Annotated in this window: 14 protein-coding genes and 1 pseudogene; 14 read left to right on the top strand and 1 reads right to left on the bottom strand. The window is 32.4% G+C overall.

From position 1 onward, the window contains the following. The 10 genes and pseudogenes from HMPREF3264_RS01045 to HMPREF3264_RS01090 form a co-directional block, all read left to right on the top strand. A partial coding sequence (locus tag HMPREF3264_RS01045) for a glycosyltransferase (RefSeq protein ID WP_176746797.1) occupies positions 1 to 892 on the top strand: 892 nt, incomplete at its 5' end. Next, entirely contained in the window at positions 893 to 1,774 is an 882-nt protein-coding gene (locus HMPREF3264_RS01050) for a glycosyltransferase family 2 protein (RefSeq protein WP_002444570.1), read from the top strand. A 1-nt stretch (position 1,775) separates the two neighbouring features. Next, complete coding sequence (locus HMPREF3264_RS01055) at positions 1,776 to 2,324, top strand: acyltransferase (protein ID WP_002444568.1); 549 nt, start codon at positions 1,776 to 1,778, stop codon at positions 2,322 to 2,324. A gap of 2 nt (positions 2,325 to 2,326) precedes the next feature. After that, positions 2,327 to 3,328 (top strand): NAD-dependent epimerase, encoded by a 1,002-nt coding sequence (locus HMPREF3264_RS01060; protein ID WP_002444565.1) that lies wholly within the window; start codon positions 2,327 to 2,329, stop codon positions 3,326 to 3,328. A gap of 15 nt (positions 3,329 to 3,343) precedes the next feature. After that, positions 3,344 to 4,618: a nucleotide sugar dehydrogenase gene (locus tag HMPREF3264_RS01065; RefSeq protein WP_002444563.1), complete on the top strand. Its 1,275-nt coding sequence runs from the start codon at positions 3,344 to 3,346 to the stop codon at positions 4,616 to 4,618. Positions 4,619 to 4,645: 27 nt separating this feature from the next. Then, positions 4,646 to 5,773: a glycosyltransferase family 4 protein gene (locus HMPREF3264_RS01070; protein ID WP_083327767.1), complete on the top strand. Its 1,128-nt coding sequence runs from the start codon at positions 4,646 to 4,648 to the stop codon at positions 5,771 to 5,773. A gap of 15 nt (positions 5,774 to 5,788) precedes the next feature. Further along, positions 5,789 to 6,384 (top strand): annotated as a pseudogene (locus HMPREF3264_RS01075) (sugar transferase). After that, positions 6,381 to 7,001 carry an acetyltransferase gene (locus HMPREF3264_RS01080; RefSeq protein WP_002444559.1) on the top strand — a complete coding sequence of 207 codons (621 nt, stop codon included), beginning with the start codon at positions 6,381 to 6,383 and terminating at the stop codon, positions 6,999 to 7,001. Before HMPREF3264_RS01075 ends, HMPREF3264_RS01080 begins: the two are co-directional and overlap by 4 nt. A gap of 4 nt (positions 7,002 to 7,005) precedes the next feature. Then, positions 7,006 to 8,148: a DegT/DnrJ/EryC1/StrS family aminotransferase gene (locus HMPREF3264_RS01085; protein WP_277955699.1), complete on the top strand. Its 1,143-nt coding sequence runs from the start codon at positions 7,006 to 7,008 to the stop codon at positions 8,146 to 8,148. A 3-nt stretch (positions 8,149 to 8,151) separates the two neighbouring features. Further along, positions 8,152 to 9,093, top strand: a complete 942-nt coding sequence (locus HMPREF3264_RS01090) for an LCP family glycopolymer transferase (RefSeq protein WP_070871642.1) — start codon at positions 8,152 to 8,154, stop codon at positions 9,091 to 9,093. Positions 9,094 to 9,193: 100 nt separating this feature from the next. Here the strand turns inward: HMPREF3264_RS01090 and HMPREF3264_RS01095 are convergent, their stop codons facing one another. Beyond that, complete coding sequence (locus HMPREF3264_RS01095) at positions 9,194 to 10,678, bottom strand: alkaline phosphatase (protein ID WP_070871927.1); 1,485 nt, start codon at positions 10,676 to 10,678, stop codon at positions 9,194 to 9,196. 333 nt (positions 10,679 to 11,011) lie between these two features. On the opposite strand from HMPREF3264_RS01095, the gene HMPREF3264_RS12725 reads away from it, so the two are divergent. The 4 genes from HMPREF3264_RS12725 to HMPREF3264_RS01110 all read left to right on the top strand — a co-directional run. Next, the gene (locus tag HMPREF3264_RS12725; RefSeq protein ID WP_165764690.1) at positions 11,012 to 11,164 is read left to right on the top strand and encodes a hypothetical protein; all 153 of its coding nucleotides are present in this window, start codon (positions 11,012 to 11,014) and stop codon (positions 11,162 to 11,164) included. A gap of 31 nt (positions 11,165 to 11,195) precedes the next feature. After that, entirely contained in the window at positions 11,196 to 11,861 is a 666-nt protein-coding gene (locus HMPREF3264_RS01100; RefSeq protein WP_002444548.1) for a response regulator transcription factor, read from the top strand. Between the two features lie 5 nt (positions 11,862 to 11,866). Then, positions 11,867 to 12,763: a sensor histidine kinase gene (locus HMPREF3264_RS01105; protein ID WP_070871643.1), complete on the top strand. Its 897-nt coding sequence runs from the start codon at positions 11,867 to 11,869 to the stop codon at positions 12,761 to 12,763. A gap of 110 nt (positions 12,764 to 12,873) precedes the next feature. Continuing rightward, positions 12,874 to 13,058, top strand: a 185-nt coding sequence (locus tag HMPREF3264_RS01110; RefSeq protein ID WP_141764431.1) for an ATP-binding cassette domain-containing protein, incomplete at its 3' end; no start/stop codon positions are given.

The following is a 13,058-nucleotide window of genomic DNA, read 5'->3' on the forward strand; positions in this document are numbered from 1 at the left end:
CCTTCAAGATAATACAAAAGCAAAACAAAAATTTTGGATTAAAAATAAATGGGAAACACAATACAATGAAAACCACTATGATTACGCTATCGGTGTGTCAGGTGGCCATTCTGTGTATTTCATTCATGATTATATTAGTGCCGATAAAAAGATAGGATGGATTCGCACTGATTATAGAGTATTAAAAAGAGATCACGATATAGATCAAAAATATTTTAGTCGAATATCGGGAATGTTAGCAGTTTCTAAAATGTGTGCTGATATTTTTGAGAATATTTTTAATATTAAACCTTATGTTTTTTATAATAGTTTACCGATAAAACTCTATGAAAATATTCCGGATGAAAATCTTGAAATTAATAAGAGTTTTTTAAATCTTGCCACGATTTGTCGGTTAGATAATGGTAAGGGTCTTGATTTGTTGATCGATGCCGCTAAAATTCTTAAAAAACGAAACATTAAATTTAAATGGTACGTGGTTGGAACTGGAAAATTAAAAAAATGGTTGAATGATGCAATAAAAGACAACAACTTAACTAATGAAGTCATACCTTTAGGATTCAAGTTTAATACTGGGAGTATAGTGAAGAAAGTTGATATTTTAGTGCATCCTTCAAGATTTGAAGGGAAATCTAACACTATAGATGAAGCTTTATATTATACAACACCTGTTGTCGCAACAAATTTTGAAACAGTTTTTGAGCAAATTCAAGATGGTAAAAATGGTTTCATTGTAGAAATGGAACCAATAGAAATAGCTTCGAAAATTGAGCTTCTAAACAATGATAAAAATTTATTAGATAGTATTAAACAGAATTTAAGTCAGAGTACAGATATTCAAATGCATAAAGGTCAAGAGTTCTTGAATATTATTAAAAAGGTGGGGAATTAAATGTTAACTATTTTTACACCTACATTTAATCGTGCACATACGCTACCAAGACTATATGAATCGTTACTCAAACAAACAGATCATAACTTTGAATGGTTAATTGTAGACGATGGATCAAAAGATGACACAGAAGAAATTGTTAAAACATTTAGCGAAGAGCACTTTAAAATTCGCTATATTAAACAAGAAAACGGGGGTAAACATATCGCTACAAATGTTGGCTTGAAATCAGCACAGGGCGATTTATTTACTGTTCTGGATAGTGATGATTGGTTTTATCCTGATGCTGTAGAGTTTTTTAATACTCAATTTAATAAATTTAAAAGTATGAAAGCACTTATTACTTTAGACACATACGAAGATGGGACAGTGATTGGTGAAAAACTACCTCCTCTAACAAAAGTGAATTGGGTAGACTTACGTTATAAATATAAAGTAAGGCATGACAAGTGTTACGTATTTAAAACGAATGCTATTCGAAATATGACGTTTCCTCAATATGGTAAGTCCAGACATATGCCACCATCTTATCAATGGTTTGAATTTAGTGAGTTATATGATTGTTACCTTGCTAATAAAAACACCAAGTATGTTGAATATCAAGAGGATGGGATTAGTAGTAAAGTTAAATCGAATTATTTTAAATCAGCTGAAAATTATTGTGAGTACCGAAAGTTAGCTCATAAACAATTGCCATATTTAAAAGATAAAATAATCAACTTAATGTTATTTGATGTATCTTGGATAGACACTAAGTTGAATCCTAAGTATAGATTTAAAAATTTAGAATTGTTAATTCAATCTATTATAGTATTACCACCATCATTAATACTCTATTTGTACTATAAGAGGAAATTTACCAAGAAAGGGTGGTTAAATTGATATGAAACTCACCCATAGATTAATTGATTTAATGCAAATTCCATATAATAAACTACCTAAGGCTCTGAGCGATATGATATGGAATGTTTTTACAGTAAGTGATTCTAAAATAGCAGTAACTTCTAGATATATGTATTTAAAGAAATACGCCAGTTTTATTGATAGAAATATTTATGTCGGTAAATTTGTTTGTTTAAAAAATATTGATAGGTTAACAATCGGTAAAAACGTTAGCATCCATTCATTTAGCTACATTGATGCTTATGGAGAAATTTTCATCGGGGATAATGTTTCCATAGCCAATCATTGTACGTTAATTTCCTCTGAACACACATGGGATGATCGAAATATGCCTATTAAATTTAACGCAATCTGTCCTAAGAAAATCATTATTGAAAAGGATGTATGGATAGCTTCAGGGGTGAGAATTTTAGGAGGTAATATCATTAGAGAAAGAAATATTATTGGAGCTGGTGCAGTTTTGACTAAAAATACTGAACCAAATAGTTTATACGTTGGTATACCCGCTAAAAGAATGAAGGAGGTCTAAATATGAAGGTATTAATTACTGGTGTGGCAGGTTTTATAGGTTCTCATTTATCAAAGAAACTTATCAATCAAGGATACGAAGTAGTTGGTATTGATAACATAAATGATTACTATTCAGTTCAATTAAAAGAGGATAGATTGAAATCAATAGGTAATGAAAATTTCACTTTTTACAAAACAGATTTAGAAGACAATGAAACTATCGATCAAATTTTCGACAAGGAGAAACCTGAAGTTGTAGTTAACTTAGCTGCACAAGCAGGTGTACGCTACAGTATAGATAATCCTAGGGCATATATAGATTCAAATGTAGTAGGTTTCTTAAATATTTTGGAGGGATGTAGACACCATAAAGTAGGGAATCTAATCTATGCGTCATCAAGTTCAGTTTATGGAGCAAACACAAATAAACCATTCAAAACTTCAGATAATATTGACCATCCATTAAGTTTATACGCAGCAACTAAAAAGTCTAACGAATTAATGGCACATACTTATAGTGATTTATATGACTTACCAACGACAGGACTTAGATTCTTCACTGTGTATGGGCCATGGGGAAGACCAGATATGGCACTATTTAAATTTACAAAAGCAGTTGTAAATGATGAGTCTATAGATGTTTATAATCATGGTAATATGATGCGAGACTTCACATATGTAGACGATATTGTTGAAGCAATAAGTCGCTTAATTAATAAACCTGCCCAACCTAATCCGAATTGGTCTGGATCAAATCCTGATCCAAGTTCTTCATATGCACCGTATAAAATTTACAATATCGGTAATAATAGTCCGGTGAGATTAATGGAATTTGTCGAAGCCATTGAAAATAAATTGAATAAAAAAGCTAAAAAGAATTATTTGGATTTACAGCCAGGTGATGTTCCTGAAACTTATGCAAACGTAGATGATTTATATAGAGATATTAATTTCAAACCACAGACCTCTATTCAAGATGGAGTAAACAAATTTATTGATTGGTATTTAGAATATTACAAATAAAGGGGAAATGATTGAATGAATAGAAAAATTGCAGTAGTTGGATTAGGATATGTAGGTTTACCGGTAGCAGTTACTTTTGGGAAAAAACATGAAGTCATTGGTTTCGATATTAATGATCGTCGTATCAATGAGTTAAAAGAAAATTATGACAGAACAAATGAAGTAACTACAGAGGATTTAAAAGAGACAAATATTAATTTCACTTCGAAATCAGAAGATCTAAAAGCAGCCGACTTTATCATTGTAGCTGTACCTACACCAATTGATAAAAATAATAAACCTGACTTAACACCATTGCTAAAAGCAAGTGAGACAGTAGGTAAAGAGTTAACTAAAGATACAATTGTGGTTTATGAATCAACAGTTTATCCAGGTGCAACTGAAGAGGATTGTGTACCAATTTTAGAAAAAGAATCCGGTCTTAAATGTGGCGATGATTTCTTCGTTGGTTATTCTCCAGAGAGAATTAACCCAGGAGATAAAGTTCATACATTTGAAACAATTACTAAAGTAGTTTCAGGACAAACATCTGAAGTATTAGATATTGTAGCAGAAGTATATGGTTCAGTTGTAACAGCTGGCGTTCATAAAGCATCTTCAATTAAAGTTGCCGAAGCGGCTAAAGTTATTGAGAACACGCAACGTGACGTGAATATTGCATTGATGAATGAACTAGCACTCATTTTTGATAAATTAAATATAGACACAAATGAAGTGTTAAAAGCTTCAGGCACAAAATGGAACTTCCTTAACTTTAAACCGGGCTTGGTGGGTGGACACTGTATTGGTGTAGATCCATACTATTTAACTCATAAAGCTCAAGAAGTAGGCCATCATCCAGAAGTGATATTAGCAGGGCGTCGAATTAATGATGACATGTCAAAATTCATAGCATCTAACGTTGTAAAAGGTTTATTAAAACAAGGTTTAGAAGTACAAGGTGCTACAGTAAATGTTCTAGGGTTAACTTTCAAGGAAAATTGCCCAGATTTAAGAAATACAAAAGTAATCCATATTATTGAAGAATTAATAGACTATGGTTTAGATGTTCATGTTAGTGATGTAGAAGCAGATAAAGATGAAGCAAAGAAATTTTACAATATCGATTTAAAAAGTAAGGATCAATTACCAGAGGCAGATGCAGTCGTATTTGCAGTAGCTCATAAAGATTATGTTCAAAATAAAAAAGAGTATATCAATTTAGTTAAAGAAAATGGCATTGTTTTTGATATAAAAGGTGTTATTGACGATAACGATGTAAGCTCAAAACAAGGATTATGGCGCTTATAATAATGATTGATCTGTAGGTGGAAAAGATTGGATAAGAAAAAAATATTTCATTTAGTTACAGTTTCAAAAAGTATTCCTTTAATGAACGGCCAAATTGAGTATTTAAGAAATAAAGGATTCGATGTCCACATCGTATCCTCAGCTGGTAAAGAACAAAACGCATATCCAAAAGATATTGTACATGCAATTAACATGGAAAGAGAAATTTCTATAAAACAAGATTTAATATCATTATTTAAAATGACAAAATTATTTCTTAAAGAGAAACCACTCATTGTTAATTCAGGTACACCCAAAGCTGGTCTAATCGGAACATTAGCAGCATTTATCACTCGACGACCAGTGCGAATTTACACTGTTAGAGGTTTACGTCTAGAAACAGTGCATGGTTTCAAATATAAAATACTATACACTATGGAAAAACTAGCAATGTTTTGTGCCACGGATGTTATAGCTATATCCGAAAGTTTAAAAGATAAAATCGTATCTTTAAGATTAGAAAAACAAGGAAATATTCAAGTTTTAGGTTACGGAAGTAGTAATGGAATTAACTTGGAGAAATTCTCTAAATCGTATAACGACATACCAGTTTCAATTGAAAACCAATTAGAAAATCACTTCGTATTAGGTTATGTGGGAAGAATAGTAAAAGATAAAGGTATTCGTGAAGTAATAGAAAGTTTTAAAATCCTTAAAGATAAAGGATACAAAGTAAAACTCTTAATCGTGGGCGCATTAGAAAAAGATGATTCAATAGGTGAAGAATACTATAACTTTATTTCAAACAACAAAGACATTGTGTTAACGGGGCATGTTGATCAACCTGTAAATTACTATAATCATATGGATGTATTACTATTCCCTACGTATAGAGAAGGATTTGGCAATGTGAGTATTGAAGCGCAAGCACTTGAGATCCCAGTAATTACTAGTAACGCTACAGGTGCTAAAGATACAGTTGAAGATAAGCATACAGGATATATAGTTGAAATAGGTGATTATATAAAAATTGCTGAGAAAACTGAAACTTTAATCATTGATGAAACTTTAAGATACGAATTAGGTCGTAACGCTAGAAAACGAGTTATCGATAAATTTGATAGTAAAATTATATGGAAACATCTAGAAACAATTTACCGAAATAAAAATTTATAAGAGAGTGTGTTGACTATGCTTAAACGTGCTTTTGATGTTGCAGTGAGTTCTTCCGGATTAATCTTATCATCCCCCATCATTTTAGGCGCATCGATATTAATAGCTAAAAAGTTAGGGAAACCCGTTTTGTTTAAACAAACAAGACCAGGTCAATATGGTAAGCCATTTCAAATTTATAAATTTCGTACAATGACTGATGCAAAAGATGAAAATGGTGAACTATTACCAGATGAACAGCGTATGACACCTGTAGGTCGATTTATTAGAAATTCAAGTATTGATGAACTACCTCAACTTATCAATGTGTTAAAGGGAGATATTAGTTTAGTTGGTCCTAGGCCTTTGTTGATGGAATATTTACCACTCTATAATCAAGAACAGAAAAAGCGTCATAATGTTAAACCAGGAATTACAGGATGGGCACAAATAAATGGTAGAAATGCAATTTCATGGGATGCTAAGTTTAAACTAGATGTGTGGTATGTGGAAAATCAATCATTTAAATTAGATATGTATATTATCTATAAAACGATTGTTAATACATTACAAAAAAAGATATTAACGCGCCGAATCACGTTACAGCTGAAAAGTTTAAGGGGAATCACGTATGAGCAAACCAGTTTTATTAATAGGTATGGGCGGTCATTCAAAAGTAGTGAGAGATATTATTGAAAGTAGCACTGATTACCATTTAGCTGGTTACTTAGATGATGTCATTAATGATTATTATGAAGAAGATGGATTAATTTACGATAATCTAAAAGACATCAATCGATTGAAATCACAATATTATTTTGTTTTAGCAATCGGTAATAATACAGTGAGAGAAAAAATATTTAATAAAAATGATATTCCGATTGAACGTTTCCCAGTTTTTATTCACCCGTCATCAATAATTAGTCCAAGTGCTAAAATTGGTTATGGTACCGTTGTTATGCCTAAAGCTGTTATAAATGCAGATAGTAAAATCGGAATTCATACCATTATTAATACTAATGCGATTGTTGAACATGATAATCAAATTGGAGATTATGTTCATATTTCCCCAAGTGCAGTATTAGCTGGAGGAGTAAAAGTAGGGAATTTATCTCATATAGCTCTTAATGCTACAGTATTGCCATTAGTTGAAATTGGAAGTCATTGTGTAGTGGGTGCAGGAGCCACAGTAATAAAAAATGTTAAATCAGAATCAACAGTCATTGGTACGCCAGCAAAATACAAGGAGTGAAAAATTGAAAGAAGAAAGAATTTACTTATCACGCCCTCACATGGGTGGAAGTGAACAAAAATATATTCAAGATGCTTTTGAGAAAAACTGGATTGCCCCGTTGGGAGAAAATGTTACAGAATTTGAAAATAGCGTTAAGGCTTATACAGGTAGTGAAGCAGCATTAGCTGTTGGTAGCGGTACTTCGGCTATACATTTAGCGCTTATTGAAGCTGGCGTAGAAAGAGATGACATTGTATTCTGTAGTTCTCTAACTTTCTGTGCATCTGCAAACCCAATTATGTATCAAGGAGCTAAACCAGTATTCATCGATTCTGAAAATGATTCATGGAATATGTCACCAGTTGCATTACGTAAAGCATTTGAAAAATTTGAGAGAGAGGGAGTTAAACCTAAAGCAGTAATAGCCGTTAACCTTTATGGTCAATCTTCTAAAATAGATGAAATTAAACAAATTTGTGATGAGTACAATGTTGTATTAGTTGAAGATGCGGCTGAATCTTTAGGAGCAATATATAAAGGTCAGAAAAGTGGAACATTTGGCCATTTTGGTATCTTCTCATTCAATGGTAATAAAATCATCACTACTAGTGGCGGTGGTATGTTGATTTCAAATGATAAAAAAGCAATTGCACACGCATTGTTTTTATCTACTCAAGCACGAGATAAGGCTCTACATTATCAACACAGTGAATTAGGTTTTAACTACAGATTAAGTAATATATCAGCAGGTATAGGCAGAGGTCAAATGGAAGTATTAGATGAACACATCGATCGTAGACGTGAGATATTTAGTACGTATGAGAAAGAATTGTCACCATTGGGTGGTTTTAATTTCCAACCAGAACTTCCTGATTCAAAAGCCAATCGTTGGTTAACTGCTTTAACAATTGATTGTGAGAAGACAGGTTTTACTGCAACAGAGCTTATTGAAAAACTTCAAGAACATAATATTGAAGCAAGACCTGTTTGGAAACCTATGCATTTACAACCATTGTATGAAGGTTATGAATTTTTTAAAGAAGATAAAGATAATAGTGCATTTTTATTCGAAAATGGTGTATGCTTACCTTCAGGATCAGATATGACTGATGAACAATTAAAGCATGTTATTAATATTATTAAGGAAATGCATAATAGGGGGTAACTCATGGCCAGAGAAAAGAAAAAGAAATCTTTAGTCTTTAAAATTCTAGTAACCATTTTAATAGTCTTTATACTATTAGCAATAGTATTTGGTATTTATATTTTTTCAAAAGTAAATTCATTAAGTAACGCAATTCATAATCCATTAGATAGGGATAAATCTGAATTAAGAAACAAGGCTGTGGGTGATGGAGATCCAGTGTCAATTGTAATCTATGGTATAGATGAAGATTCAGAACGTAAACAACAAAATTTAGGTCAAAGAACAGATTCTATAATCATGATGTCTATTAATCCTAAAGATCACAAAACAGTAATGGTAAGTATTCCACGTGATACAAGAGCTAAAATTGTGGGAAGAGGAACGACTGAAAAAATCAATCATGCCTATGCTTATGGTGGACCAACCATGGCAGTAAAGTCTTTAGAAAAATTAACTAACGTGCCAGTGGACCATTATGCTGCAATTAACATGGATGGTGTTAAAACAGTTGTAGACCAATTAGGTGGTGTTGATGTAACAAGTAACGCTACATTTAAATTCCATGGATATCAATTTAATAAAGGTCAAAAATACCATATGAATGGCGATAAAGCTTTAACTTATATGAGAAGCCGTGAACAAGAGGGCGCTGGTGGCGATAGTGGCCGTCAATTACGTCAACAACAAGTCATAGAAGCAGTGGCTAAAGAAGGTTTACAAATCGGATCAATAACTAAAATTGATGGAATCTTTAAAGCAGCTGAAGATAATGTTAAAACAGACTTAAGTTTAGGTCAGTTAAATAAAATGCGTCAAAATTACAATGATGCCCAAGATAACGTTGAACGTGATACAATCCAAGGTGAGAATAAAATTGGGAACGACAACTTGTGGTACTTCTATCCAGATGAAAACAATCTAAACAAGGTAATGAAAAAATATAAAGACAATTTAGATTTATAAATTAAAACCCAGTTAGAACGATGAAAGGTTCTAACTGGGTTTTGTAATATATAAGGGTTACTTGGCTAAACGCCGATATCCTCACAACGCTCTACTATTATTATTGTTGATTTTGGTTAGATGCTACATCATTTTTAAAGAAGTCAAAGATGTTTTTAGCGCTTTGAGTATTTTCCATGTTACCTTTGAAATTACTTGATCCTGGACCATAAGCGTAAGTATTCACGTCTTCACCGGTATGTCCGTTTGTAGTCCAACCAGTATGTGATGCATCATTGATCGGTTTTTGAATTGCATTTTGTAACTTAGTTGTAGCAGCAGCTACTTTTGGATCTTTTTCGTCTTTACCTTCTTTTTGAAGTTTGCGTAAATCTTTCGCAGTTTGTTTTACTTTATCCATTTGTTTACTTGGGAAGTTAATACCATAACCTTCGTTAATCACTTTTTCTGGATCTTTTCCTGAAGCAATCTCTTTAGTCATATACATACCAGAGTGTTTCATTTTATGAATGGCTTCTGGATCCCACTTATAATCTTTACCTTTAGCGATAGTCATACCACCTGTAGAATGGTCGGCTGTTGCAATCACTAAAGTATCTTTATTTGTTTTAGCATAATCGATTGAATTTTGGAATGCTTTTTCGAAACCACTCATTTCAGACATGACACCAGTAACATCGTTAGGGTGAGCCGCCTTATCGATTGAAGCGCCTTCTACCATTAGGAAGAATCCTTTTTTATTTTTATCTAACTTACTTAATGCACTTTGTTCCATATCAACGAGTAAAGGATTTTTTGATGGTGCATCGATTTGAAGTGGCATATCTTTTTCAGAAAATGTCCCTAAAACTTTATCACTTTGAGAATTTAGAAGTTGTGTTTTATTGTTAACTAAATCGTAACCATCTTTTTTGAATTTCTTATCAAGGTGACCATTTTCTTTACCGAAGTATTTAGAACCTCCACCTAGCAGTACGTCTACTTTGTGTTGGCCATTGATTTTATCATTATAAAATTGTTGAGCAATTTCGTCTTTTTTATCACGAGAATCAACATGAGCGGCATAAACAGCAGGTGTTGCGTCTGTAAGTTCAGCAGTCGTTACTAAACCTGTCGATTTACCTTGTTCTTTAGCTTGTTCTAATACAGATTTTAAAGGTTTTTTGTTGTTATCAACGCTAATTGCGCCGTTGTATGTTTTATGTCCTGTGGCGAAAGCAGTCCCGCCAGCAGCTGAGTCTGTTACATTTTCTTTAGGATCATTAGGATATGTACGATTTGTGCCTTTTAAATATTTATCGAACGCAGTAGGGTTCATTTTTTTAGCGCCAGGTTGATTTTTATAATAACGGTAAGCTGTGTTGAAAGATGGCCCCATGCCGTCACCAACCATGAAGATAACATTTTTAGGATTCTTAGTATTACCAAACGCGATGGCATCATCTTGCCCTTGTTGACCTTGTGCATTTTCTCCTGGCCCTGCGCCACTTCCAGATGCATGTGAAATATTTGAAACACCTAAAACTGAAGCAGCCACAATTGAACTTGCTATCGTAGTTTTACTCAATTTATTTATAAAATTCATCATTAAGGTACCCCCTAAATAAGTATAGTTATGTATTGCAATTTCAGTATAGAATATGAATTTTGACTAAAAGTAATTTTTAAGTAAATGAATTGTAAATGGATATAATTCTAAAAAGAATTTAAATATAAATTGTTTAAAATTAAATTCAACACATGAGTAAGTGAATCAAAAATTACATTTCTTACGAACCCCAACAGCCATTGAGTGTCAAAATATCGTGATAGAATAACTTATTTAAAAATGTCTTTTTAAGTCATAAACATGTAAAATGAGGATAAACAGAATCTTAATTAATAATAGGAATACTAACTCTTTGAAGTAGGTGAAATGATGATACTTGTTATGTTATCTCCAATTTTAATCATTGGATTTATTGCTTTAGGTATATTTGAAGAAAGACGAAGAAGTAAAAAGGCTCAAGAACAAAAAGACCAAATTGAAAAAGATAAAAATAAAGTTTATGATTCAGAAGAGGATAAATAAATTACACAATGTGGTTGAAAGGTGAACAGGTATGAAGATTCTCATTGTAGAAGACGACTTAGTGATTGCTGAAAGTTTGGCGAATGAATTGTCAAAATGGAACTACGACGTAAAAGTGGTTGAGAATTTTGACAAAATCATGGAAGATTTTCATGAAATGGATCCACAGCTTGTCTTATTAGACATTAATTTACCCACGCTTAATGGCTTTCATTGGTGTCAAGAAATGCGTAAAGTATCCAACGTCCCTATTATGTTTATAAGTTCGCGTACGGATAATATGGATCAAATTATGGCAATTCAAATGGGTGGTGACGACTTTATTGAGAAGCCGTTCAACTTATCGTTAACCATCGCAAAGATCCAAGCCTTGCTACGACGAACATACGACCTATCAGTGTCTAATGACGAATTGGATGTGAAAGGCTGTAAACTTATCCTTGATGAAGCAAAACTAATTAAGGAAGGCGAAGCGGTTCAATTATCACTAACAGAACTTCAAATTCTGAAAATGCTGTTCCAAAATGAAGGTAAATATGTAAGTCGTACAACTTTAATTGAAAAATGTTGGGAATCTGAAAACTTTATCGATGACAACACATTAGCAGTAAATATGACACGATTACGTAAAAAATTATCATCTATCGGTGTGGATCATTTTATAGAAACAAAGAAAAATGTCGGATATAGGGTTTAAAAATTATGTTACTATCATTTATTAAATCAATTCGTAATGAAATCTCAATCGTAGTATGTATATTTATATTATTTGCACTTATTTTCTTCCTGTTTACATTGCCATTCAGTGCTTTCGGTCTTGCGCTAGGTATCGTTTTACTCGTCATATCCATTCATTGGTGGATTAAATATCTTGGATTTAAGAAGGATGAGCGTCTTAAAGAGACAATTGATAATTTGGAAAATGAATTAACAGAAGTGAAAAATCAACAAGTGGAATATCGTAATGATGTAGAAAGTTATTTTCTAACATGGGTGCATCAAATTAAAACGCCTATAACAGCTTCTCAATTATTACTTGAACGTAATGAAGAAAATGTCGTAAATCGTGTCAGACAAGAAATCGTACAAATCGATAACTATACAAGCTTAGCGTTGAGTTATTTGAAATTACTCAACGAAGAATCCGATATGACAATTTCAGAAGTTGAAATGAACGAACTGATTCGCCCACTTATTATGAAATATAGAATTCAGTTTATTGAACAACATACGCGAATTCATTATGAAAAATGTGAAGATAAAGTTTTAACTGATGCGCAATGGGCTTCAATAATGATTGAACAAATTCTCAACAATGCTTTGAAATATGCACGTGGAAAAGATATATGGATTGAATTCGATGCATCAGAACAATCACTTATAATCAAAGATAATGGCGTAGGTATCAGTAAAGCAGATATTCCCAAAATATTTGATAAAGGCTATTCAGGTTATAATGGCAGACTCAATGAAGAATCAAGTGGAATAGGTTTATTTATTGTTAAACATATTTCTAATCACCTGAATCATGAGGTCGATGTAGATTCAAAACTTAATGAAGGTACAACATTTAAAATCCATTTTCCGAGAGAAGATTAGCTAAACTTTCAAAACTGTAAGTTTGCCAACGATATTTGTAAGAAATTATGAATGTTGTTGGCGCTTTTTTATTTTATGATAATAAGTGAAATGAGAAAGGGGCATTCATGATGTTATTAGAAGTGAAAAGTGTAAAAAAAGTATATGGCAGAGGGCTTAACTCAACGACTGCGTTAAATAATATGAACTTAGAAATAGAAGAAGGCGAATTTGTAGCTATTATGGGGGAGTCTGGTTCCGGTAAGTCTACATTACTCAATCTCATAGCAACTTTCGATAAATTAACTGAAGGCTT

Source organism: Staphylococcus sp. HMSC62A08 (genome assembly GCF_001839105.1).
GTDB classification, from domain to species: domain Bacteria; phylum Bacillota; class Bacilli; order Staphylococcales; family Staphylococcaceae; genus Staphylococcus; species Staphylococcus caprae.